At 45.3% G+C, this 24,894-nt stretch carries 20 protein-coding genes, 2 tRNA genes and 1 pseudogene; 12 read left to right on the forward strand and 11 right to left on the reverse strand.

Annotated elements, in window-relative coordinates; all coding sequences use genetic code 11:
- Positions 1 to 2: 2 nt before the first annotated feature.
- Positions 3 to 635 (forward strand): DedA family protein, encoded by a 633-nt coding sequence (locus tag AAAA73_RS10475; protein WP_340598254.1) that lies wholly within the window; start codon positions 3 to 5, stop codon positions 633 to 635.
- Here AAAA73_RS10475 and AAAA73_RS10480 read toward each other — a convergent pair.
- Positions 632 to 2,590, reverse strand: a complete 1,959-nt coding sequence (locus AAAA73_RS10480) for an adenylate cyclase (RefSeq protein ID WP_340598255.1) — start codon at positions 2,588 to 2,590, stop codon at positions 632 to 634. The two genes, AAAA73_RS10475 and AAAA73_RS10480, sit on opposite strands and share 4 nt — an antisense overlap.
- A gap of 112 nt (positions 2,591 to 2,702) precedes the next feature.
- Positions 2,703 to 4,781, reverse strand: a complete 2,079-nt coding sequence (locus AAAA73_RS10485; RefSeq protein WP_340598256.1) for a hypothetical protein — start codon at positions 4,779 to 4,781, stop codon at positions 2,703 to 2,705.
- Positions 4,782 to 4,894: 113 nt separating this feature from the next.
- On the opposite strand from AAAA73_RS10485, the gene AAAA73_RS10490 reads away from it, so the two are divergent.
- The 7 genes from AAAA73_RS10490 to AAAA73_RS10520 all read left to right on the forward strand — a co-directional run bounded on the left by AAAA73_RS10490 (position 4,895) and on the right by AAAA73_RS10520 (position 13,758).
- Entirely contained in the window at positions 4,895 to 6,046 is a 1,152-nt protein-coding gene (locus tag AAAA73_RS10490) for a hypothetical protein (RefSeq protein ID WP_340598257.1), read from the forward strand.
- Between the two features lie 8 nt (positions 6,047 to 6,054).
- Entirely contained in the window at positions 6,055 to 7,272 is a 1,218-nt protein-coding gene (locus tag AAAA73_RS10495) for a hypothetical protein (protein ID WP_340598258.1), read from the forward strand.
- Between the two features lie 115 nt (positions 7,273 to 7,387).
- Positions 7,388 to 7,855 (forward strand): nucleoside deaminase, encoded by a 468-nt coding sequence (locus AAAA73_RS10500; protein ID WP_413583095.1) that lies wholly within the window; start codon positions 7,388 to 7,390, stop codon positions 7,853 to 7,855.
- A 57-nt stretch (positions 7,856 to 7,912) separates the two neighbouring features.
- Positions 7,913 to 9,949, forward strand: a complete 2,037-nt coding sequence (locus tag AAAA73_RS10505) for a hypothetical protein (RefSeq protein ID WP_340598260.1) — start codon at positions 7,913 to 7,915, stop codon at positions 9,947 to 9,949.
- Between the two features lie 72 nt (positions 9,950 to 10,021).
- The gene (gene queF, locus AAAA73_RS10510) at positions 10,022 to 10,531 is read left to right on the forward strand and encodes a preQ(1) synthase (RefSeq protein ID WP_340598261.1); all 510 of its coding nucleotides are present in this window, start codon (positions 10,022 to 10,024) and stop codon (positions 10,529 to 10,531) included.
- A gap of 9 nt (positions 10,532 to 10,540) precedes the next feature.
- Entirely contained in the window at positions 10,541 to 12,889 is a 2,349-nt protein-coding gene (locus AAAA73_RS10515; protein WP_340598262.1) for a phosphoenolpyruvate carboxylase, read from the forward strand.
- Positions 12,890 to 13,020: 131 nt separating this feature from the next.
- Complete coding sequence (locus AAAA73_RS10520) at positions 13,021 to 13,758, forward strand: hypothetical protein (protein ID WP_340598263.1); 738 nt, start codon at positions 13,021 to 13,023, stop codon at positions 13,756 to 13,758.
- Here AAAA73_RS10520 and AAAA73_RS10525 read toward each other — a convergent pair.
- From AAAA73_RS10525 to AAAA73_RS17430, 6 genes and pseudogenes are all read right to left on the reverse strand, one after another.
- Positions 13,726 to 14,793 (reverse strand): hypothetical protein, encoded by a 1,068-nt coding sequence (locus AAAA73_RS10525; protein WP_340598264.1) that lies wholly within the window; start codon positions 14,791 to 14,793, stop codon positions 13,726 to 13,728. The genes AAAA73_RS10520 and AAAA73_RS10525 overlap by 33 nt on opposite strands.
- Complete coding sequence (locus tag AAAA73_RS10530; protein WP_340598265.1) at positions 14,790 to 16,256, reverse strand: spermidine synthase; 1,467 nt, start codon at positions 16,254 to 16,256, stop codon at positions 14,790 to 14,792. The genes AAAA73_RS10525 and AAAA73_RS10530 overlap by 4 nt, the downstream gene beginning before the upstream one ends.
- A gap of 50 nt (positions 16,257 to 16,306) precedes the next feature.
- Positions 16,307 to 16,999, reverse strand: a complete 693-nt coding sequence (locus AAAA73_RS10535) for a hypothetical protein (protein WP_340598266.1) — start codon at positions 16,997 to 16,999, stop codon at positions 16,307 to 16,309.
- 1 nt (position 17,000) lies between these two features.
- Positions 17,001 to 17,768 (reverse strand): hypothetical protein, encoded by a 768-nt coding sequence (locus tag AAAA73_RS10540; RefSeq protein WP_340598267.1) that lies wholly within the window; start codon positions 17,766 to 17,768, stop codon positions 17,001 to 17,003.
- Between the two features lie 11 nt (positions 17,769 to 17,779).
- Positions 17,780 to 18,628: a hypothetical protein gene (locus AAAA73_RS10545; RefSeq protein ID WP_340598268.1), complete on the reverse strand. Its 849-nt coding sequence runs from the start codon at positions 18,626 to 18,628 to the stop codon at positions 17,780 to 17,782.
- Between the two features lie 24 nt (positions 18,629 to 18,652).
- A pseudogene (locus tag AAAA73_RS17430) lies at positions 18,653 to 18,805 on the reverse strand (prepilin-type N-terminal cleavage/methylation domain-containing protein); the annotation flags it as partial.
- Between AAAA73_RS17430 and AAAA73_RS10550 the strand changes: the two are divergent.
- Together AAAA73_RS10550 and AAAA73_RS10555 are read left to right on the forward strand one after the other, a co-directional pair.
- A complete protein-coding gene (locus AAAA73_RS10550; RefSeq protein WP_340598269.1) occupies positions 18,776 to 21,679 on the forward strand; it encodes a type II secretion system protein in 2,904 nt (967 codons plus the stop codon). The pseudogene AAAA73_RS17430 and the gene AAAA73_RS10550 sit on opposite strands and share 30 nt — an antisense overlap.
- Positions 21,680 to 21,681: 2 nt before the next feature.
- A complete protein-coding gene (locus AAAA73_RS10555) occupies positions 21,682 to 22,713 on the forward strand; it encodes a hypothetical protein (RefSeq protein WP_340598270.1) in 1,032 nt (343 codons plus the stop codon).
- Here the strand turns inward: AAAA73_RS10555 and AAAA73_RS10560 are convergent.
- Together AAAA73_RS10560 and AAAA73_RS10565 are read right to left on the reverse strand one after the other, a co-directional pair.
- The gene (locus AAAA73_RS10560; protein ID WP_340598271.1) at positions 22,710 to 23,600 is read right to left on the reverse strand and encodes a chemotaxis protein CheX; all 891 of its coding nucleotides are present in this window, start codon (positions 23,598 to 23,600) and stop codon (positions 22,710 to 22,712) included. The two genes, AAAA73_RS10555 and AAAA73_RS10560, sit on opposite strands and share 4 nt — an antisense overlap.
- A gap of 246 nt (positions 23,601 to 23,846) precedes the next feature.
- On the reverse strand, positions 23,847 to 24,167 hold the full coding sequence (locus AAAA73_RS10565) for a hypothetical protein (RefSeq protein WP_340598272.1): 321 nt from the start codon (positions 24,165 to 24,167) through the stop codon (positions 23,847 to 23,849).
- Positions 24,168 to 24,371: 204 nt separating this feature from the next.
- Between AAAA73_RS10565 and AAAA73_RS10570 the strand changes: the two genes are divergently transcribed.
- Positions 24,372 to 24,506, forward strand: a complete 135-nt coding sequence (locus AAAA73_RS10570) for a hypothetical protein (RefSeq protein WP_340598273.1) — start codon at positions 24,372 to 24,374, stop codon at positions 24,504 to 24,506.
- Positions 24,507 to 24,545: 39 nt separating this feature from the next.
- Here the strand turns inward: AAAA73_RS10570 and AAAA73_RS10575 are convergent.
- Positions 24,546 to 24,636, reverse strand: a tRNA-Ser gene (locus tag AAAA73_RS10575).
- 153 nt (positions 24,637 to 24,789) lie between these two features.
- On the opposite strand from AAAA73_RS10575, the gene AAAA73_RS10580 reads away from it, so the two are divergent.
- Positions 24,790 to 24,866: transfer RNA gene (locus AAAA73_RS10580), tRNA-Arg, on the forward strand.
- The last annotated feature ends 28 nt before the right edge of the window (positions 24,867 to 24,894 follow it).

Raw genomic sequence — 24,894 nt, forward strand, 5'->3', positions numbered from 1 at the left:
CTATGTCTCAGATTATCGACATCATTCTGCATCTTGATCAGCATTTGGTTCAATGGATGGCTTATTTCGGGCCGTGGATTTATGTGATTATGTTCCTGGTGATCTTCTGCGAAACTGGCTTGGTGGTGACGCCGTTCCTGCCAGGTGATTCTTTGTTGTTTGCTTTGGGTGCATTGACGACGGTAGAGGGCGGATTGAATCTTTGGATTCTGTTGGCTTCACTGACGATTGCCGGAATTATTGGTGATACCGTCAACTACCACATCGGTAAATATCTTGGGCCGAAGGTGTTTGATATCGACAGCCGCTTCTTCAAAAAACAATATCTGATCGATACGCAGAACTTTTACGATAAATGGGGTGCATTCACTATCGTAGCTGCACGCTTTGCGCCGATCGTCAGAACATTCGCTCCGTTCGTGGCAGGCATCGGCAGCATGAAGTACAGAAAATTTGTTACTTATAACGTTGTTGGTGCTGTGGTTTGGGTGTTTACATTCATCCTGGCTGGACACTTCTTTGGTAACTTGCCGATTGTGAAAAGAAATTTCCACATCGTGATCTTTGGCGTGATCGGGATTTCATTGATTCCGGTTATTTGGCCGATGGTTGCTTCAAGATTTAAAAAGGCCTAAGCGGCCTTTTTAAGTAGTTTCTTAAGATCGTTATTAGTCTCAAAGAAAACCGGATCCGTTGCTTTATAGTGATCAGCCAAATGCTTCACCACGAAGCTGCCGCTGGCGCGGAACAACGGATTCTTGGATTCCAAAAACTCCGCCAATTTCTTGGCAAGCTCACCATCGAAATTCTGTTTGCCCGTCACCAGCAATGCATCTGCGGAGACGCGGTTGTGGCTGGCATAAATGTACTGTCGTAAGAAGCTTACATCTCGAGCCAGGTCACCAAGAACTATAATTGTATTCGCCTGAGTGCGTGGGTCTTTGTGCACAAGGCACTTTTCAAGCAATTCCAATAGAGAGCTTTCCACAAAGGCATGCGGAACCAGATTGGATGCGAGTGAAATCACAGATGCCAAAACTTTGTCGCTGATATGCTTTTTGTGATTCAGAGCGTGTGTTACCGAAACCAGCTTTTCAAAAGCGGCCACCTGTTGCAGCGTCGTTTGATTCACTTTGAAAGTTTTTAGAACCGAGAAAACCCTGAAGAAGCTGATCTCGTCTTTTTCCTGAAGAGCTTTCTCAAGGAATTTATAGATACAAATCAGATCACTGTCGCTGCGATAGTAAGTCAGCTTTTCCAGCTGATGGCGTCCCAGCAGACGATCAATTGGCGCAAAGTCAGTGACTTTGCAAAGTGTCGCAGGTGTGGAGAAACCTTTTAGCATTGTGCTTTTGGTTTCAGCGATGGTGCACAGATCCTGCACGGAGCTGCTGGCTTCGCTATAGAAAGTAATGGAGCTCTTAACCTTGTCGTCCACCTGACTTAGCAGTCTGGCAGACTCAATCAAAGGCAATCCGGATAGGCCGTAGCCCGAGTCCTGAGGAACAAAACGGATTTTACCAATGACGAAAGAGCCTTTCACTTTGAAATAGTGATCTGCTCCATCCGGAAGGTGATCTTCAATATCCTGAGCCACTTCAAAGACGGCACGAAGACACGCCAAAGACATGGCTTGGGAATTCACACCTTGGGATTCTTTGATGTGGAAAACAATCTCGTCACCCACATACTGATAAATAAGACCATTATAGCGCTCAATGATTTCACGGGAGCGGATAAAGTAGGAGTTCATCATGTCACTGACGTATTCATCCTTTTTATCCAGGAAAATCTGCGTGTAACCATTCAGATCAATGCGCACCATTGATGTTTGGAATGCATAAGGTGGTTTTCTGCCGGATCTGATCTCATGAACAATCGCCGGAGTTAAAGTCTCGGTGTAGACTTTGTTTTCGTAAGCAAGGGTCTTCTGTGTGGCTTCATATGTTTGCGCCGCATGCAAAAGAGTCGCGCCCTCTTTGGATAGGGATTTGATTTTACCCATCTGTTGACGGTCGCGGGAAGACAGAACCTTGGTAAGATCAATGATGTCTTTAAGGAATAACCAAACGATCAATGACAGGAATACAGTCACGGAAACCAGATCGCGCAGGATCATGCCTTTGTAATCCCAGGCTGTTTGCATGATGATACGGGCTTTGTTTTGGAAGACACCCACAGTCAGGCGATAATCCATAATCTTAATTGTGCGGAAGGCGATGTTCTCAGTCGCTAGAATCTGATTGAAGACCTTGTAATCAGCATTGATGCTTTCAGCGTCTCCATCGTTGTTGTGAAAGCTGACTACGTCACTGTTCTTTTGCAGGATATAAAAATGGATTAGATTAAGTTCGCGAGCTTTGTCGAGATTTGCTTTTACCAAATCCGTGTTATCTGAAACCAAGGCAGAGATCTGGCTGTCTTCAACGAAAGTCATTTGTGAATGTTTTGTTTCAATCACTTGCTCTGTCATTTCAGCAACGTTGAAGTAAAATTGAGTCGCAGTGATGCCCACGTAGCAAAGCCAAAACGTTGCTACGATTAGAAGTACCATTGATTTGTTGCGTTTCACTTTAGACAACAAAAGCATTCTCCTTTAAGATGCCGACTACATTTTGTTTATCGGACACCTAAGGAAACAACTTAAGTATTTGTTTTTCTGGGAGTTTATTTTTTCTGTGAATATGAGGGAACGGGTCCAGCTATCTTTGACGGATGAAGCGACTACCATCATCCAAGTAGATGACTGTTCCTTCAGGGGCACCCCAGCGGTTGCCGTTATAGTCTATGACCTTGATTCCATTGGCTTTTAATTCAGTTTGGAACGCATCGCTCTTAAGTTCGGTGCGAACCTGGGAGTAGTCCCTGTCGACGATCGTGCTCATGACCTCGCGTTGTTGAGCTTTGTTGATCGGAGCTGCTGAATCTGAGGCCGGTGCACGGCTTGATGCTGCAGTTCTACCGGTTGTATTACGAGTTCCAGTCGTAGCTGCCGGTGCACTGCCACCGCCACCACCGGAGCTTGATCCAAGACTAATTGGGGAGCCACCGCCAGAGGAGATCGCAGGAGAATCCGCAACGCCACCTCTTGCCACGGCCGAACCTCTGCCTCTGGAAACTTCATCAGTTGATGAAGCGGGAGATCGACTGCCTGATCCGGTGGTTTGTGCTGTCGGGTTGTAGTTGCCCGTCTCGTTTTGATATCTGGTTGTGGATCCACGATTACTACTTCCGGACCTGGAGGCTTGTGCTCCTTTGGTCAAATCAACTTCTTCAGCGATGAACTCATCGGCGCCGACACCACCACCACTGCCACTGCTGCCTTTGGATTGATAACGACCATGGCGCGATTGATAGCGTTTGCCGCTAGAACTGCTGCCGCCGGAACCTGAACTGCCACTGACTTCCGAATCGGAATAAGTGGATGTTCCTGAGTATGCGGAGTTTGAAGAACTTGATCCTGAGCTTGAGCTTGAAGATCTGGAGTAGCTTGCAGGCATATTGGAATTTGAATCTTCAGAATTGTCAGCCATAGCCGGGGTGTTTGAAGCTCCCATTACCTGGTTGGCTGTCTTAAATAAAGGAGCACTTTCCGCGAGGCTCTCACGAACCGCAGCTTCTTTTCCTGCGGGTGACTTATCCGTCTTGGTTGCCGCAAGCTTCTGTGCCGAAGGAATGACGGCTTTTGCATTGGCAATTTCATTCTTCATGTTGACGCCCGGTTCACCCTTCTTTTTATCGCTTGCCGGAGATCGCGAACTGGTTGTGCTTTTGACTTCTGATGCTTTGCTATTGTTGGTGTTTGCAGACTCATTCTTAGCCAAAGTTTGTGCGGACGCTTCCACATTGCTCCTAATTGTAGGAACCATGTTCATCGTAACGCCTTTACCCATGTTTTGAACAATTTTGTTATTTGGGTCTACGCAGGACTTTATAATCTGCTTTATGGCGTCCTCTTCAGTGACGCCCGCAGCGTGAGTTATTTCATGATAGATCAAAACCTGCATTCTATCGAAGCCGGTTGGTGGATCATCGCCATTCTTTGGAACTCCAAATCTGATCTTGCCATCTTCGGTAGTGCTTCCGCTAAGGCTGGACTCAGTGGTAAAGTCGCATGAAAATATATTGCTTGGCGCTGATGGATTTTCCTTCATTTTTGCCATGGTTGCAGTAATGCGGGCTGATACCAAAGAGGAATCAACGCCCTCGATATTCTGCTTTTCAACGCAACTGCTGAATCCTGTAGGATTTTTTGCGATGGTTCTCAGCTCGATCTTAAGGTTCCGGCTGAACTTAGGAAAATTCGCTACATCACAAGATTTTTTTTCGTTCGAAGCGTTCTCCAGTATTGCCGATACGTCCTCGCTAAGAATCGATATCTTGTCTGTTAGTACTGCTTGTTGAGCGGCGCAAGCTTCGTCCTCAGTACTTCCGTGCATTACCAGCATGGGACGATCTTCAGAACTAACGAGTAACATTCGATTGTTTTCGAAAATGTACTTATTCACTTTCACGCGAGTATCGTTGAATACTTTGAATTGAAGAGATTCGATTGTTCCTAGTTGGTAGCGAACATAAATTTCGGTATTTCCTTTTCGTAGATACCATTCATCGATTCTTCCGTCCAAATCACGGTCGATACGGATATCATCATAGTTTTTATAGCTAAGAATTCTCTGTGTCGGTGAAGTACCCAATGGATTAAAAATAATCTCGCCATTTGCTGATAAAGCAAAACAAACAGATAGCAATAGAATGATGGCTCGAAATGTGGTTCGCATCTCTAGCTATTTCGGAATAAAAATGAGTAATGTTAAGAAAGCCGGACCGACCTAAGGTCCAGATTTTACTGTGGAGTGTGTCGCTAAAGCTCTAAATTTAAGACGATTTAATCATGCGCGTATTTATTCTCTTTTTTTGCATAGTTTTGTCTGGCTTTGGTACCTCTGCGGCAATGGTGCCCTCCGATTGGGATACACCAGCCAAAGGCTATCCAGCCGAGGATCCTCTTAAGAATCCAGAAGAAAAATTTATGCCTCCACTTGTGAGTCAGGATTCTCTTGGAATTTGTTATGCAGCATCAGCGTCGACCATCTTAAACTTTCAACAATGTAAGCAAATGAATGTCGCTGATTGCAAAAAAGTTCCTGAGTCCAAACGGATATCTATGTTGGGAATTACTCGATATACAAGAATGACCAAGAATGATGAAAACGATTCGTTGGATAAAAACTATAAGGAAATAGCAGAAGGCGGAGATGGAGCGACTGTTCTTAGAACGGCGTTATACTCTGTTGATCGTGTGCCATCAGAGAACTGTGCTTCTTTGGATCGAGTTTTGTCGAAAGATTTTATTAAATCCAAAGGTGATCTTACGGATGCTCAGCGAGCTGTCTGGGAGGGCTTAAAGGCTGACTATCAGAAGTATCGAGAAGCCGTTGCAAAGAATTGTAAAGATTGCGCTGACAAATACTACCAAGCGGCAGTTGAGACAGTCTCAAAGAACTTGAAGATTGAGGAAGACCAACTAGCAGACCCCAATCTTCGTAACGACAACCTGAGAGTACTGAATGCCTTTAAGAAGGAATCCTATGAAGAGGCTCTGAACGAACTTCTTTATCCATCAAAGTGCAGCGACATTAAAAATTCTATCGAATTGGCTGGTAAAGATTCCTTGGAGCACAACGTGTATCCTCAAGGTGAAAAACCAAATCAAGATCAGGTTTTGGGAAAGATTGTATCAATTCTTGAAAGTCGACAACCGGTTCTAATTGAACCTATATGTGTTGCGGATTGCGATAAGAAGCCCAATAAAGATAAACCTGAAGATGGGCCGAAGTACCATTCCGTCGTCATAGCGGGGTACCGTAAGATCTGTAAAAAGAATAATCCAACAAGTTGTCGCTTTGCTCTTAAAGTGATCAATTCTGGTGGGGCCGCTTGGCAAAAAGCAAATAATGATGGCTGGATGGAAGCTGCACCTTTGCTGAAGAATGTGAAAATGGATGAGGCAGCAGTATCTTGGATTGGGTCCACCTTGAAATAGGAGTTAGCATGTCTTGTCGTACATATCGGGGCATGCTCTTGGGTCTAATTTTATCGATTATTCCCATCTATTCTTCGGCGCAAATTAACTATGATTCATTGGTTGAGTCTGATTGGGCGACTCCTGCTTCCAAGGAATATCCTGCCGCGGATCCGGACAAGAATCCTGAAGAAAAATTTCTTCCTCAACTCATTACACAGGACACCCTGGGGATATGTTATGGCGCTTCGGTATCAACGATATTGAACTTCGAACAATGTAAGCAAATGAACGTTGCGAACTGCAAAAAGGATTTACCAGATTCTAAACGCGTTTCCGCTGTTGGAATTTCTCGATATGGTCGAGATGCCGGTATGGATGATGACGATACACAGGATGGAAATTACAAAAAACTGGGTGAAGGCGGCGATGGTACCCGTGTATTGAGTATGGCCGTTGATATTGTAGATCGACTGCCATCGGAGAAGTGTGTGTCGCTAGAGAAAATTTTATCGAAAGGTGTATTCAAGAACAAAGATGAAATCACTCTTGCCCAAAGAGCGATTTGGGACAATTTGAAACAAGACTATGATAAGTATCGTGAGGCGGTAGCTAGCAACTGCAAAGATTGTGCAGACAAGTACTATCAAAGGGCTGCTGAAACGGTATCAAAAAATTTGAAGGTCGAGGAAGACCAAAAATCAACAGGGTCATTGAGAAGTGATCCCGCAAAATTGCTAGCTGCATTTCAAAAAGAGACTTATGAAGAGGCGCTGAACACACTTTTGTATCCTGCTGAGTGCAGTAATCCAACAAACGGAATTGAACTTGCGGGAAAAAACAATTTCGAAGTTAAGAACTACCCAGAATTGGGAAAAGCGGACCGCGAACAAGCTCTCGGCAAAATAGTATCGATTCTGCAAAGTCGACAGCCGGTACTATTGGAACCTATTTGTGTTGCGGATTGCTCAGACGAAGCTAAAAATAAATGTGTTAAAGCCTGCACTACCAAGGAATGCAAAGACTCCTGCGGTCCGAAGTATCACTCAGCCGTGGTTGCTGGATATCGCAAGATCTGCAAGAAGGACAATCCGAGTAGTTGTCGATATGCACTAAAAGTAATCAACTCGGGCGGCGCCAGTTGGCAGAAGGCCAACAATGACGGTTGGCTTGAGGCAGATCCATTAATGAAGAACGTAAAAATTGATAGCTTATCTTTGGCTTGGTTGGGTGCGAAAAAGAACTAGAAAATGCGCACTGCAAGAAACGTTCTGTAAACGGTTTGATTGCAGAAAAAGTGAGCCGTTTGTGTATTTTTCGTAGCTTGACTCCACCATCAGCTCTGCTAGTTTCAACTCCCTTATGAAAACAGAATTCATGCTTAAAGCAGTAGAGCTATCCCGTAAAAACATGCAACAAGGTGCCGGTGGACCTTTTGGTGCCGTTATCGTTAAAGACGGTAAGATTATCGGTGAAGGCTGGAATAAAGTTACTTCCTCCAACGATCCAACGGCTCATGCAGAGGTATCTGCAATTCGTGACGCTTGTTCAAACGTAAAAAACTTCAGCCTTGAAGGTGCAGAGATCTACACAAGCTGCGAACCTTGTCCAATGTGTCTTGCGGCAATTTATTGGGCACGTATTACTACTATTTATTATGGCAACACTCGTAAAGACGCTGCCGACATTCAATTTGATGATGATTTCCTTTATCAGGAGATCCCAAAAGACATCAAAGACCGTAAAGTTCCGATGATTCAGTGCGGACACTCAGAAGCTCTTGAGGTCTTCAAAGAGTGGCAGAGCAAATCTGACAAAATCCCATACTAAGGTCTGATCTGATAAACAGGACTCCAAGCGAGGTTCAAACTTGGAGAGAATAGAGGAATGAAGCACTTTTCATTCCTCTTTTTATTTTCAGCCCTTCTATTCACATCTTCCTGCACAACAGTTGAAAAGAAGGTGCCTCGTGACGTTGCCTCACTTCAAGCGACTGGCGGAATGGAAGGTATCTGGTTTTTACAAGGAACCAGCTCCACGCGTGGACCCTATAACGGCGAATTGGAATTAAGAAGAACCAGCGATGGCACTTATGACGTTATTCGCATGGTCACCTATATCAACTATTTCTATGATGGTTTGAAAGTTCAGGAAGTTTGGACCGGGAAAGCAGTGACTGCCGGTGATACCTTGGTGCTGAGCTATGATCTGCGCCAGGCCGACTTTATTGAAAAGCTGGGCAATGCCAAGCGTGATGCGAGTGACTTTAAGAATATGATCAATGTGGTCACCCGCTTTATCGCAACCGACAAGGGTTTGGCGGCTCAGTACTCAGACAAGAAAGTTTCCAACTATAACGAATGGATTACGACCAAACGTGATTTGGAAGTAAAGCCCCTATGGACAAACTTACGCACCAACATCGATGCGCAGGGGCCGAAGGTGCCGCTTGCTGTTCGCGGAGTTATTAACATCTTTAAGCGCGACATCGGATATCACAAAGATCCCTATGTGCAGTCTTTTAAGAATAGAAAAGAGTTTCAGGAAGAGCGCCCGTTTATTGTATTTGATCCAACCGATTATGACTTCTATCAGACACATAAGGATATAATCCGTGTCGTTAATAAAATCACGGATGATATCAGCATCACAGAGGCCTCTGTAAAACGAAATGCTTACGCTCCGTCGCTCAGTGAAAAAGCAGCCAGCTATGACAAGAACACCGTCACTCATCACATCAATGAAATCGGCATGGTTTCAAAGGCTGAAGTCGATTCAAACGACAAATTGATCGCTTATCGCTATGATGGGGATTCAGCATTGTGGACGGGAATGTATATTGGCTCGCAGGCAATGCGATATCTGAAAACCAAAAACCCGGAAGCTTTGGCGAATGTTCGTAAATCCCTGCGTGCGATATTTATTTTGATGGATATCACAGAGGATCCTGAGGAGTTTGCAAGAACACTTATGCCTTATAAGCCTGGTGATGCGATTCCGAATAAGTGGCATCAAGGGAAAGGCGTTTATGCAAACATGTTGTGGCTCGAAGGTGGCAACAACGACATGTACAAGGGCCTGACGCACTCGATGATGTGGGCAAGTTTAGTGATTCCTGAATCTGACAAGGAAATGTGGGATCACTTGCGCGATAAATCGCGCCGTCTGTTAAAGCTTAGTGTCTTTGATGACAAGTCTCAGAATCAGGCTCCGTCTTATGGATTGGTGGCCCTTATCAACAAGGATAAGAAAGCTCTTGAGGACTATCGTTCCGCTTATCGAAAAATGCGTTGGAAGCCTTCCGGTTACAGCATGAACGCTAACTTCTATTGGCATGGAAGTGCTGATTGGAGTGGTGTGAATCTGGGTTTGGTGGGTGATATGACTGACATCACCATCGCCGAGCGCCTTGGTGAAACAGAAATTCGCAATCGTCTGCGCGAAAGATTGATGGACACTTGGGTTACCTATAGCCCGGCTCAACGGCATTTGGTGACGATGGTGGCCTATGGTTATGCATATTCGAAGGGGACTCGTGGAGACAACTTCCGTGAGGATAGCAGCGATGCCAAATTCATGTCGGCATTAAATAATGCGGCCTGGGGCATTCGGGAAATTCCTTACCCTCGTCCTAATCTGGATGTGACCATTAATCACTCATTAAACCCGGAATGGTGCATTTCTCCGATTCCCCGTTTGTTCTGGAAAGCCCTAAAAAGACCGGAACCTCCGAATGAATACTTCTATCAGGGCCTTTATAACTATCCGGTATTTGAGTACCAGGCATTTACGTCGAATTTCGTCTGGAAGGACACGGCCTTCGGGTTTAAGGACAGTGCCGGTCGTGGCTCTGAAAATGCCGGCGTGGACTATTTATTTGCTTATTGGCTGGCTCGGTACGTGGGCGTCCCTCACGTCGAATAAGCAAGCTTTGAAAGAACTTCCCTATGGTAAGAAAGATTGAATTTCCAGGCCGGTGGGGATAGAAAATCCCCTATGAAAAAGACTGGCAGAGACGCAAAAGAACTAAAGAATTTCGCTTTGGGTGAAACCAAAACGGACTATCCCTCAAACTACTCCCCAGAGTCCCTGGAAGCGTTTGATAACAAGAATCCTGGCAAAATCGCCTGGACGACGTTCATTTGCACAGAGTTTACTTCTCTTTGTCCAAAAACAGGACAACCTGATTTCGCAAAAGTTTTCATCAACTATATTGCCGACAAGAAAATGGTGGAGTCCAAATCTCTGAAACTTTATCTATTCAGCTTCAGAAACCATGGAGATTTCCACGAAGATTGTATTCAGACAATTTGTGATGATCTCGTAAAACTTATGAAGCCAAAGTACATCGAGGTCGTGGGTGAGTTCACACCACGCGGAGGAATTGCGATCTTCCCTTATGCAAGTTACGCTTGTAAGGAGAAGTTTTATCAAAACCTTTGGACAAAACGAATGAGTGAGTTTGCTCCAGGCAAGTATTCCATGGAGTTAAGCAAGCTCTACTAGTGAGGGCTTATGCATGAACGTCTTCCCCGCGAACTTACGCAACTTGTAGATTGGTCAGTAACGGAGTTGGGGAAGGTGATCGAATTTGAACTCGGCAAAGCCGGGTTCGTTCGAATCGAAAAAATCAGACGCTATGTTAAGTCTGACAAATCCAAATCCCTGAAGGGCCTGCAGGCATTGCAGACAGATCTGCAAAAACTTTCAATCTCAGAACAATATCAAATCGCACATGCATTCTCGCTGATGCTGGAAATTATAAACTCCTGCGAATCTGCGTATCGCGCTTATCGTTTGAAATCAGAATCCTCAGCCGCAAAGGACCAGAAGCACACATTTGGTCGTACAATCCATGTGTTGACCGCTCATCCGACAGAATCCCGGAATGCCGACACGCTTTACTACTTTAAGAAAATTCAAGCGCTACTGGAGCGCCGCCTTTTCGGCGAAAGCTTATCTGATCAGGCAGAGCTAAACGTTCTGTTGAAATGGGCTTGGCATATCCCGATGTCGAAGCAAAGAAAACCCTCTGTCATGGACGAGGCAGAGTATGTTTATGGCTTGGGCCTGCAAGATGAGATCATTGATCTATTCATCCACCAGCGCCAGAAGAAGCAGCCCTTTAACATTCGCACTTGGGTTGGTGGGGATAAGGATGGTCATCCGGGTGTCGACGAGAAAACGATGATCTCCAGTTTGAATATGTCCCGGGGAATTTTGATAAAATGGCTTTCAAAATCTCTTAAGGAATTTCAGCGCGACATGGAGCCACTCGTTTTAGTAAGTGCCCAGGAAAAGCATCACATTGCCCGTATTAAAAGTGAACTTCGGTCCGTTCAAAAAAGTCTTCGTTCCTTGAAACTGATTCGGACCAGGGATGCGAACCGTTTGCATAAACTTAAGATGGCGATACTAGGACTTGGAAATCAGCATAGAAAACTTTTTGGGATTGATTCCCCACTTTTACAGCGAATTCAAACGTTCTTAAAAGTATTTCCGGGACTTGTTGTTCCGTTGGAGATACGCGAGGACAGCAGCTTGGTCCACGAGGCAGCTCTGGACAGCGGCAGTAAGCTTAATATCGCCAGAATGTTGAAAATGTTAAGTCGTGTGTCCCCCGAACATGATCCCAAAAACTATGTTCGAGGTTTTGTGCTTAGTAACTGTGAGTCTGTTCAGGATATCGAAGCGGGAATGAAGCTGACGAAGCGTTATCTGGGCGACTACCGACTGCCCGTCGTTCCCCTTTTTGAAAGTTCGCACTCTTTGTCCAACGGAAAGGATATCATTGCGGAATTCCTAAAAAGTGTCCGCAGAAAATCCATCGTAAAACGAAAGTGGTCAGGGGATCTGGAAGTAATGCTGGGTTACTCGGACTCAGCCAAGCAAAATGGATCGTTTGCATCCAGATATTTGGTAAAAACTGCGATTTCTGAGATAGAAAAAGTGATCATGAAGCACGGCCTGCGACCTGTGTTCTTTCATGGCAGCGGTGGCAGCATTGAGCGTGGAGGTGGTTCGGTTCAGGAGCAGACGGATTGGTGGCCGCTATCTGCTTTGCTAAATGTGAAAGTGACCGTTCAGGGAGAGATGATTTACAGAAGCTACTCAGCGCCAGAAATCTTGCAGCGACAGCTTGAAAGAATTATGAATGCCAGAGATCGAAAGTCTGCAAAGGCAGAAGGAAAAACATCCAAGAAAATCGATATGGCTTTAAAGCGAATGGCGGATTTCACCCAGAGCCACTATCAAATGACCCTGCAGGATCCTGACTTTTTGAAACTGATTGAAGAGGCTACTCCCTATTCATACTTAAAGAATTTAAGACTGGGATCGCGTCCCTCCAAAAGACAGGGGTCCGCAGTTGAGATAAAAAGCTTAAGGGCAATCCCATGGGTGCTATGCTGGACACAAACACGTACGTTGTTCCCGACATGGTGGGCGTTTGGAAGTTACTGGAAAAGTTTAAAAGAGGCGCAGAAGAAGGAATACAGATCTGCATTCAGGCAATCTCAGCTTTTCAGTTCCTACATTAAGGCGTTGGGTTTCACGCTTGAGAAAATGGATTTGAATATCTTTGCGCTATACGTTTCAAATTCCAAGCTGCCGGATGAGGTTAAGACCAAGTATATCCGAGAGTTCCAGCAGGAGCATAAGTCCTGCATCAAGGCAGTGCGCGAACTGACAGGAGAAAGGAATCTGCTGTGGTATCGGCCATGGCTTGGAACCAGCATTTCTTTGCGCTCGCCCTTGATTGACCCCCTCAATGTCCTTCAGCTGATTGCTTTGAAAGAAAAGAACCTGCTGTTGTTAAGGGAGACGGTGACGGGTGTTGCGAGCGGGATGTTGACCACCGGATAGGGACCGAAAGGGCCTCCTGTCCATGTTTTAGACACGCATTAAACCTTTGGGAGCAATAGGCTGTCATAGAGGAAGGTCCGATTCTTGTAACTGCCTTGGTGGATTTATTTATCGAACCAAAGGATCTAAAGATGAAGAACTTTTCAATTCGCGGCGTACTTACTGTTTCCCTTCTATTGATCGGGCAAAATTCCTTTGCGAAGATCAGTGCTGATCAAATCAAACAATGTATTGCGAATGAAATGAGCGTGGTTCAGGTGATTCACCCTCTTAAGGCTGAATTCCTAAGATTGGAACGCCAGGGATCTGTTGCAGAGCTAATTGAAATTCTAAGATCCAATTCTGAATCCCTGAGAGCACTGTCTTCAGCTGGTTTGAAAAGCGCTGAGGGGCAGTCATTGAGCCGAGAAATTGCCGACGTTAAATCGGTTTTGGCAAACGCGGATTCGTGTGAGTCAGCTCGCAAAGCAGCTCTGAACTTTTTGAATGTTTATGATAAGAAACCACTTCTTTCTTTGAATGTATTTTTTGAGAACGACCAGGGTTTGAATGCTGAAACTGAAGAGTGGAAAAGCGAAGCGCTGAAGGCACTTAAAACTGCTGGATACAACAAGGCTGCATCCACTTTGGATATTACTCAGCAACCGGCGCTGACTTTGCTGACGGTCTCTGGTGAGACAACATCGGTATTAAGCGAACAGTTCTCCTTACCATACGATGACACTATGAAGTCGGCGCTTAAAGCTATCGTAGGCAACGACGCTTCTGCCAATATCCTTGAAGAAAGACTGGCTGAAAAGATTCGTAATGAGTCTTTGACAAGAATGTCCAAGATCCTAGGTTCTGTTGACCAGCTTGTTAGCCGATAATTTAAACGAACGAAGTCTGATAACCAGCAGCCGAGCAAGCACCTCGGTTGCTGCAACCATACCAATCCAAAAAAGATCCATAAGCCTAGGGTTCGCCCGAAACTCTAATGACAGCTGGGACGCCCAGGATAAAAAGATAAATTGGATAAAATAACAAAGACCAAAATGTCGATTCCAGGCAAGCTCAGAGTTCATCCGCACAATCTTAAATCGGTTCAGGAATTGATTTACTGAATTCAAACAGGAAATCCGAATCCAAATCAATATCACCGCGAAACGACTCCAAAAAAACCAAACTGATCCAGAGAATACGTAGTAATAAAAGCCCGTCGAAGACACTGAAACATCGCTTCTAAACGGAAATGCAGCAATCAATCCAGCCGCCACGGCCAGCAGCACTGGCACTTCGTATTTGAGGCCTGTAAATACCAGCGAATTCATAGAAAGATCTCGTATCACTCGCCCTATCGAGAACCCTAGAACTGGAATTGAAAGCCAAGGCAGAAGTCCCCAACCGATAGTCGTTGTGGCATCCAAATCCCCGATCAGCATCTGGCCAAGGATTGGACTGTCTGATGGTTTGAGCGACTGAAATACTTCAACAGGAATAAAGAGCAAAGACAAAGAGAGCGCACTCAGTGCGAGCAGAGCTTTTTTATTGTTGGGAAGAATTTGTACGGTCAGCAAGCTTACCAATAGATACCCGTATAAATTCCAGCTCCAACTTTGATAATCAGTTTGCGACTGATCGTGGATCATCATTCCCACAAGCCCGATTGCGACCAGCAGATATCGCTGCCAGTTGATGTCTTTTCTTGAAAGACCAATCAAAAAGAATGAGATAAGCGCCAGGATGATTCCGGAATAGCTCCAGTAGTCGACAAAGAACTGAGTCAGATAGGCATAAATGGACTGACTTTTAGTAAAGAACATACGGTCTTCGCCAAAAGCGGACTCCCAAACGTGATAGAATGTAATCACTATCACGCTGAAGGTTCTTAGAATATCCAGAGCCAGGAATCTTCGCTGATTCATTGCCACATCCTTGGTAGCTGCGGCTTAAACAAGGAGTTTACCAGAAACTTTTCCACAGGTGGCAGAGGAATTATTTTGTATTCACTTTTTGGATCATTGCCCAAGTTCATTACTTGGGAATCAGATGCGAAGACAAAGCTTTCAGATTTTTCAAACGCCACGATGTTTGAGAATGGCACCTCTGCAAGCGTTGAGTGAATGATGTCAGCACTTTCGTTGGTTGGGAAGTCAAAGACGATGAAGCCCTGTGGATCCAGTTTGCGTTTCAGGATTCTATAAAATTCAAGACTGTAAAGCTTTGAAAGCTCCACGCTATAGGGGTACGGGAAATCCAAGAACACCGCATTCCATGTACGCTTGCTTTCGCGCAGAAAATGGAAGGCGTCGTCAGCAATCACTTCCACGCGATTGTTGTGAAGGGAGTCTTCATTCAGGTTGCGCCAACGGGGGTCTTCTTTTGCAAGTTTCAAAACCTGTGGATCCAATTCGACAAGAGTTATTTCAGAGTCGGATGGAAACTTTTTTAAAACATCACGCAACAACAAGCCGTCACCCGCTCCCAAGATAAGGATCTTGGTGGGCGCAATGCCGGACAGATGTGTCGCTCCCTCCAAGAAGGCTTCGTGATAAGACTTTTCATATCTGGAATCAAACTGGTATTGCCCGTTCAGCCAAAGGCTGAAGTAAGATTCTCCGTCGCCTTGTCCTTCGACCACGTCAATGGCCTGATAGGGGCTATGATGTCTGGTAACGTGGATATCGTTCTTCAGCCCCCGAAGGTATTCCACCACTTCTGAGGAACTGGAAATGATTTTTGGGTAGTCCACGAAATAGCGCATGCGCAAGGACCACTGTTGCAGCGGTATTTGAATCAGCGAAAAAGCCAGGATGAATGCAGATGCGGCGATTGATCTTTGTAGGTGACTTCTTTTATCAGGTAACTGTGTCGCCAGGTAAATACAGATGCTGCCGCTCAAAAGGGAAATCAGAATGGCGCTTCCATAGATCTCCAAATTCGGAATAAGTATCAGCGGAACAACGACAGCTGATGCCAATGCACCAAAGTAGCTAAAGGCCAGAATTCTATTCAGTTGAATATTGTCTTCAGTGTCTTTGCGTAAGCGGAATAGCAAGGGTGTTTCGTATCCGGTCAAATAGCCCAAGGTTAGAGATATCGCTCCGCTGCTTAAGACGAAAACGATCATCAGTAAGCCAATAGGAATTCGAACTCCGTAGAATTCTATAAGTCCAAGGCTTGGAATAAAGAATAAATATGTGACCAGCATGGGTGAAATCGCACCCAGAAACATCAACAGGAATTCGACCCGGAACAATCCTGATAAAGCGTCTTTGGCGTTAGAGGACTTTTTGCTTCCCAAACCAATTCCATAAATGAAAAGGGCCGAGGATAGACAGAAGCCAATGACTTCCTCCTGCAGGAATACGGCAAACGTCTTTGCCATTACGCTTTGGTAGGCAAATCCACAAAAGGACAGGGCAAAAGAAAGTAGTTTTAATTTGCGATTATCCACTTAGAGATCAGCTCCTGATAAACAGACAAGTTGTACAAAACCCCAAATGTGACTGTGGAAAAGATTGTGCATAACAGGGGAAGTTCAATTTTGCGAAGCTGCGATTCCCTGCCGGCCCAGTAAAAGCAGCAAATGAATGCCAGACCCAGATTCATCAAAGCCAGAATTAGGTTTACCGATATTGAGCCAAACTGCCTGTTTAAAAAAAGCGCAAACAGAATACCACCAGCAAACATGCCTGCATAATCCAGAAACAATGCTCTTTCGTTCTGATCTTTTGCATTGGTCTCTGTTTGCATAACCTGTAAAAGCAAGGGCAGTTCCATGCCCGAAAAGAATCCAATCAGAAAAATCAGGGAATAGCACAGGGGTACGGATACGAACTTCGATCCTGAATCAAAGTATACAAACAGAAGCGGAGACACAATTGCCAGCAGGGAGATGATCACTTCGATCCAGATAAAAACTTTTTTGGAGTTTAAGCGCACAGGAGTGAAGTAAGCTCCCGCACCCATCGCGGAAATATAGATCCCCGTTGTGACCGTATACTGCAATACGACGTTACCCCAAAGAACAGAGAGAATATTGGCCAGTACCAATTCATAGGTGTAACTGCAGAAAGCCGTTAAAAAAACCAGGATAAGAATAAAGCGAAATCTTGAGTCCGCCTTCACCCTAATACCCCTGCGTTGTGGAGGCAGGAACTGTGAACAAATATGTTTGGCGAATCAATTCGGAGTTCGAACAAGACGAACCATTCTTTACACAGAATGCAACTTTCAGGCATTGGTACTGTGGTAGTGAACAATTTGGTGCTTCAGGACGATTCCGTAATGTCGTGTTAAGGGGAATGCTATTGACTGAAGTCATGGCCGGAAGTGCTGGTATGAAGACATCAAGGTTTGCGTGGGCTTGGGGCAAATTGATTTCAGCCATAACCTGTCTGGTGGCTTCTTTAAATATTTCAAACTGATCTGGTTTTTCAGAGCTATTGCTATGGTAGGCGACCATCCACTCATCTTGCGTCTGCAGATTAACTTGCAGGTTGCCGGGTTCGACACAGATATCAAGACCCGCATTCAGGGATCTTTTAGAGCACAATCCCGCAGCGTATTCCCAGCACAGTCGAATCGTTTTAGCCCCGCTTCCAATTTTGATTACTTTTCCGGGGCAGCCATAGTCATCATTTGCGGCATTGCCTGAGGTTTGTGGCGGCATATCGCGAAGGTAGTTCGCCTTGTCATAGGCGCCTTTTAGAGAAACTGCGAAGTTTTCAATGGCAATTTCGGAATCAAAGAATGCGCGGGACTTATCGTAGCTTTTATTAAGAGTTCCCATTTTAGAAACGACACCGACGATAATAACGCCGACAACGACTGCGATGGCAATGACCAGCATCGCCCCAGCAAAACCTTTTTTCGATCGCAATAGTTTAGGCATCATAAAATAGACTCCTAGTTTCTCTTAAGCTGCCCGCTCGGATAAGAAGGTTTTAGAAAATAAATTAAATCATAGGGACGACGGTAAATGGGTCTTCTTTGATTGCGCAGGGTAACCGGAGTTTCAGATGACTGCGCCATTTGTGCCGAGGAAAACCCAAGTACATTATCCCGAAAAGTGACTCTTACGACCCTTTCGACATCTTTATAGGGGCTGGTCGTTTTGCATTCAGCTTGTGTCATCGCAGCAGGTGGGCACCAGGTATAATCGCGCTTGCTGTTTTCCTGACCCAGGTATTCGCGGACGGTGATCTTAAAAGTCACCGAGGACAGTCTAAGTCTGTTGGATAACGCCGGGTCCTGATCGGGATTATTCATGTCGAATCTGGTGACTTGTCTTTCCGTGGCTTGAAAGTCAACGATGGAGCCAAACCACAGGTCATCCCGTGAAGGACCAATTGTGACCGTGCCCGCAGCTTGTGAGCGACCGAGATCGATATACAAGACTCCGAAGGTTTTGGCTGTGGGCCTTTGAAAATAAATTCCCGTAGGCAGAAACCGATCACCCAAGCTGGGAACGGCTGTGTACTCGCTGTGCATATTGTCTCGTAAAAAGATGCCCACCGTGTCCACTGGAGCAGGATTTGCGGTGGCATTAAATCCAGCCGAAGCCAGGTAATCGGCTCTGACGAAGCCGGTATTCTGGCTGCTTCCGGTTGAGTTCCAGTTATTAAGGTTGCGCCCACTGCCATCTTCGACGTTTATGCCTTGAGAAGCGAAGTGTTTCAGATAAAACGAAATATCGTTGAGATCAGACTCCGACTGAATTCTGTTGGTCAGTGACTCACTTTGATTCGTGGCCATCGAGATCAATGCTCCCACACCATACAAAAGAATCGACCCTAGGACTACCGAAAGCAAAAGTTCGATCAGGGAAAAACCTTGTTGCCCCAATTTCCCACTGCTAGAATTTGAAGTACATCTTGAATGGCTTACTGTGGGGGATTTTGAATGTTTCGAAGCGACAGGTCTAACAGTCATAAATATATCTCGGGCTTTTCAGCTCTTGAAATGATGGTTGCGATCGGAATCCTTGCCACGATCTTTATTCTAGCAATGCCTTTCTTTAGCCAACAAGGGAAAATTATTAAAGAGATGAGAACCTCGGCGAGCTGCCAGGCGGTTCTCGATACTGCTTTTTCGCGAATTAACTCATTGGGAAATTCACTGGACAGCTATCCACCCAAAATGAACACCAGCATGGCGGGCGTAAGTGGAGCCGGTGCTATTGGTCAGAGAGTGTTTCTTCCACCCGATATCCCGGCTGGCTCTTACTCGTTTGATCCGCAGTTCAATGCACAAAGAAGTAAGATGTTTGATCTGGCCCCTGGCAGGGTTCTGTATTCGGCAAATCCTGGTAAAACCATCAAGATTCCTCAAACAGCGACGACCACCAAAGACGTTCCAATACGAAATGACGGTTTGACGCTTTACACTCCCCTGTTGCTGAAAGGCTCGATGGAGTACTTGGCAACGAAGTACAATTCTGGACATTGCAATGCCTTCTCGCCAGTGAGTTTGTTGACTAGTGTGGATAGTCAGGCACTAAGCAGTCAATTTCAGGGTGGTTTGAAAAATCTGAATCTATCCTTGAAAGTGAATCGTTACGATCTTGCTTCGAATAGCATGAGCACCGCTTGTGGCAATTACTGGCCTCGTCCTCGAAATGGTGAGCGATCCAATGTAACGTATGAACCGCAGTTTGGATACTCACCTCAAACCAGACAGATCGTTGGGATTTTCCCTAGTTGGATGAATGATAAAGACGGTCTGCGTGTAACCCTGCGTGCGAACTTCATAAATGATAAAGGACAGTCTGAAACCTGCGAAGGCACGAAAGATTTCTCGTTGCCGGAAGATAAGCAAAATGTCGTCGATTTCTTTTATGACGTGAATTATGTGAAAACGTCAGCGGCCACACCGGGTGCGATCATTGATAACACAAATCGCACGAATGGATTGCGCGCCGGAACGAAGTGTTCAGGATCGCAGGCGAATTGCCTGGGTCATCCGTTTGAAACGATCTTAACGAATCTTCAACCATACAATGCTTCAAACCCCAAGTGGCCCGAGAATCGCGACAGGCCTTTATGTTCGCAAACGGCTCAGAACTATATTGATCTGGTTGTCACTTTCCGCGTCTATAACATGCATAAAGACGGTGGCGTGGTGCCGATGTGTTTGGACACTTCCAGACAGTGGTTTAAAAACTCACCAGGCAATTGGTGTCCGGGATCTTACAACGGGGGAGCTGAGACCAGCTTCGATAAATCCTGGGATATGCGTTACACCGGCTGGGTGCCTTGTGAGCAGATGCAGTTCTGTAACTCCAGGCCCGATCGAGTGGAGGTTATCAAATCTTCCGGTACGAATTTCAAGTTCCCGGGTATGAATGTTCAACAGCCATACGTGGAATACAAATACACGTACAACCAGATTCGCGGCGATAAAGCCAACCCGCGTATGTGGGGTTGTGAAATGAAATTTGGTATTGCGATGATCGATCTAGCGGGAAATCTGAGCTATGTACCCGCGCAGGAAAAAATGATGGATCAACCGGGCATTGGTGGCGACAGACGTCCACCAATTAAAGAGATCAATCCCCATGTCTATTTCAAACCACCTCCTTGTTACACGTGTAATTGCAAACCTTGTAAGGGTGGTAAAGGTTTGTTTGGTGGATTGTTTAACTGGGTGTTGTTTGCAGTACTCGTTATCGTAACGATGGGTGTTGGTGCTATTGCCTGGATTTCCATTACCGCACTAACGATTGCCATCGCATCTGGTGTGGCAGCAGTTATCTGCTATAACGGCGGCTTGGGTTGCGCCAGCGACGGGGGACGCAACTATGTTCCTGACTCTGCCGGCGGGAAATACCGGTCTTGCGATGACAGTAATAACGGATGCAAGTGTGGTAAGAAGTGTAACATCATTCGCCCGCCAAGTCCTGGATGGTCCGCTCCACTTGACGATGCGATGGACATTTCGCAACTGGAAAAAAACTCCTGTGTTCCAGGCAGTACATTCTATGTCGATAACACCGCTTACGGAAGTTTGAATGGAATCAAGCCGCAGTTGGGATACAAAACTTCGAATGGAACCGGTAAGGGTTATACCTACAACATGGATCCAAATGCGAAGGTCACTCCTGGGGATGAATTGATTTATACGGCTTTCAACTCCAAAAATCAGCAGTTCTGTTATGTGGCCGTGCGCTGCTCAGCAGGTAAGTTTCAGGTGATCAAAGAGAGCAGTGAAATATTGGATGATAATAATCTGTATCCGCTGATGGGTTGTTATCCGGTGAAAGTCGGCAAGAAGATTAATTTCAACAGTTCCAAACCGGGTATTTCACAGGGCGGAAATGCTTGTCTGGAAGTTCAGTTCAATAAGGGGCCGCAGAATCCGCAAAATAATCAATTGTGGAATTGGTCGAACTTTAATGAACAGTGTAGTGTTACGACAAGCACCAGCACTCTATCAAATGATCCAAGAGTTGTGGCCGGGAACTGTCCTGTGACTTCGGCAATTGTTCCGGCGGGTGCTCAGTATGTGTCTACTGGTTCTGGTTGTGCGCTGCCAACGGCGGATCCAAATGATTTGGTGGGTATGAACTTCGCCTGTCAGCATTCCAAGATTTCCTGGGATCCATGTCTAAACTCGAATTCCAAGACGGGTCCTATGACATGTCCTAAATGGTGCTACGCTGATTGTAAGGTTCCTGAATACGTACCGGAGCATCCTTGGATCGATGCGCCTCATAACGTTCAAAAATACTATGAGAACATGGGTTCTGGAGATGCGGGATTGCCGTTCTGCACGATGGATAGAAACCTATTTGATGTTATTCTTTAAGCATGACTGAAAAAAGCAATCATAGAATCTATGGGTTTGATCTTCTCAGAATCGCCACGATGATGGCGATTCTGTATTTTCACGTTTGGCAGTTTACGTTTTATCAGGATGTGATCTCGCTGCCGCCGGAAATTTCCAATTACCACAATCTTACCGGATGGGTTGGAGATACGTTCAAGTATGGCGGTCTGTTTATCGTGGCCCTCAGTTTTTTTCTGATTGGTTTAAAAGTCAGAGCCAAACAATCCATGCGCTTCTTTGTTCTTATTTTTGGATTGATAACATTGTCTGTTTCAAATGCTCCGGCCCCGATGGATCCCAGCACATGGGATTGGGATGTTTATTCCTATTTGATATTTGCCCTGCTGCTGGTATTGGCATTGCCACGAAATCTGATTCTGCGCACGGCTTTGTCCATGGCAAGTATTCTGATATTAAGCATTCCTTTTGAATGGTATGAAGGAATGCTGCAGATAAAAGACGCGGTTCAGTTTTCGGGTTGGAATTTAATGCCGTGGCTTGCGGTGCCGGTGCTGTTTCATTCACTGGCAGTGATATGGTCACAAAAGTTCAAAGATAACGTTAAAGCGGTAAAAAACTGGGAATGGGCTGTCTGGATTTCTGCAATTGTTCTGCTGTTTGTGATCACTCCAGACTATGGACCTTTCCCTGCGGGTCCTGGCTTTGAGGCTTATGTTTTCAAGCAGAAGCCATTGATGTTCTGGAAGCACTTTGTGGTGTTCTTGTTTTTAATGCGAGTCAGTCTTGATCCAAGAATCAACTCAGCATTGGGAAACATAAAAGGCATGAGCTGGTTTTCCAATCTGGCTTGGAATAAGCATTTTGGTGTCGCCTATTTCATGCATCTTGCATTTTTGCCCATGGGTCTTCATTTCATGGACTTCTGGGGGCACTATCCGCGGGCCTTTGAGTGGCTGTGGCTATTTATCTTTGTCGCTGTCGAAGTCGTGGTGCGATCGATCTATGCTTTGCAGATTGCGTTTAAAACAAAAGTTGTTCGATTGCTTAGTTAGACTGGAACCGCAATGACGGTCAGGTAGAACTTTCCTTTGGTTGTTGCAAAGGGGATCAGCATTCCCGCTGATCCTTGAGGGCAGGCGATCAGGCTTCCCGCTCCAATCAGAACTTTTGGAACTGTCAGCTGCACACCGAAATTGGTGATTTCTGATTTGGCGTTACCGAAAATAATATTATTGATCTCACCGACTGCGTCCTGATTCTCGGCATTGAGTTCGGTCTGTTCTTCCATCAGCATGACGGAGACCACTTCCAAATAGCTGCCTTTATCGAAAGAAATTGCCAGGTATCCAGAGTACGACTGCGACTTGATTTCCACGACAGAGGAAATTTCTCCCATCAAAGATTCATGCGGGGATTTAGTTTCTGCCTTACCCATGGTGATATTCTGCACGCCAAATTGCGCGAATACATTGGTCGTAGCTTTGATGACGGCATTAATCACGCGAACATCCACGGCATACTTGCTGGAAGCGGTAGCGGTGGCTACGGCCGCGGGCCCGCTATTCAGGATCTTAATCATGGTCTGAATCAGCTCATCCGCGGTGATGGGCTTTTTAAGCATTGTGCAGTGGCGAAGGGAGTCTGGCAGATCTGTGCTATCACGTTGTGTGACCACGATCAGGCTTGCGTCCTGGGTGTTTTTATAGGTGTGCAGACCATAGACGAAACCACCATCCATAAGACGTGGCACCTCTGTATCAATTAGAACCATATCGAATTTTTGATTCTCAGTTTTGATCGCGGCTTCAGCACCGTCTTTGGCGCGCACGACGACCGGGGCAATATCAGAGTCCCGCAATAGCTTGCCTAGCGGCTCTCGCACCAAATTATCAAGACCAGAGTTGTTATCAACAATAAGGATCGTTTTTCGAGTCTTCATGGTTTAGTGGCCCGCTCATAAGTGGTTTGGGATTGTGAGGGAATACATGAAGATGCAAGATACCCTAACTAATTATCGGTCCTTGATGGCAGCGACTTAATGATTCCATGAGAGAGAAATTTGGATTGTGAGAATTCTCGGGAAAGCCCCGAAGATGAGTAATTCTCGATAGGTTTATTTTAATTTACCCCTCTAAATAGGTTTTAATTTGATACGGGATCTTGCATTCTAAAAAAGATGCCAATTTTATTTTGTATACTCACCATTCTTAAGTCCCGAGCGAACCCTATCAATAATTGCTTGATCTGCTTCGCTGCGGGAGATCGGAGTTCCACTTTCAAACTCTTGGCTGGAAATTATTCGTTTGAACTTTGAGATTTCCTTTTTTTGTATGCTCGCTGCTGTTTTTCTTGGAGTTTTCTGAGTACGTAAGGGCATGGCTTTCGAGGTACTTTCTATTGAGATTTGATTTTGTTTTTCAGTAGTCAGCTTACTCGGAATATCAAATATAAATGAGGCCCCAATTGATGCTACAGTAAAGTATGCCGCAAGCTTTTCTATATTCATTGAATTTGCTCCGTAGTATCTAGTTCGTCCTGTATACATCGGCATGTTTACCTAGATATTAAAGGATACTCCAATAGTGGGAAAGTTTTCCCAGTAAGACGTTATTAGTGCTGCTGAATGAGCAGCTTTAAGAGCTTGATGTGGTGTCTTTAGCGGAAAATGATAGGGCTATTTGAGGAGCGAACCAAAACAGTGACTAAGGCCTTGAAAGATAGATTTAAACGCGAGGGAAGTATCGAGATTTACAAAGGACGGCGTGCTGAAGCTGAAAGAAATCTGAAATGGCAAAATGCGGGGATCATGTCCCGCTATCTTTATAGTGCCGTTCTTAAAAAGTAGGCCCTAAAAACACAAAAACCTGCTCTAGGCAGGTTTAAATGGCGGAGAAGGAGGGATTCGAACCCTCGGTACACTTTTGGTGTACGAGCATTTAGCAAACGCTTGGATTCAGCCACTCTCCCACTTCTCCGCGGGCTCTTTTTCAAGCTGAGAAGCTAAATTGCCATAGCCCGTGCCCCAAATCAAGGATTGGGGGGCTTATAACGGGGTGCTTTTTGCAATTTTCTTTAAGAATGCTTGATTTTTCGATTACGGCGGCTTAAACATACGTCTCTTTCACAGTGCACTCGTAGCTCAGCTGGATAGAGTACTTGACTACGAATCAAGTGGTCAGAGGTTCGAATCCTCTCGAGTGCACCATTTTTTTCCTTTTTAATCCCATAAATTC

The organism is Bdellovibrio sp. GT3 (assembly GCF_037996765.1).
Lineage (GTDB): Bacteria > Bdellovibrionota > Bdellovibrionia > Bdellovibrionales > Bdellovibrionaceae > Bdellovibrio.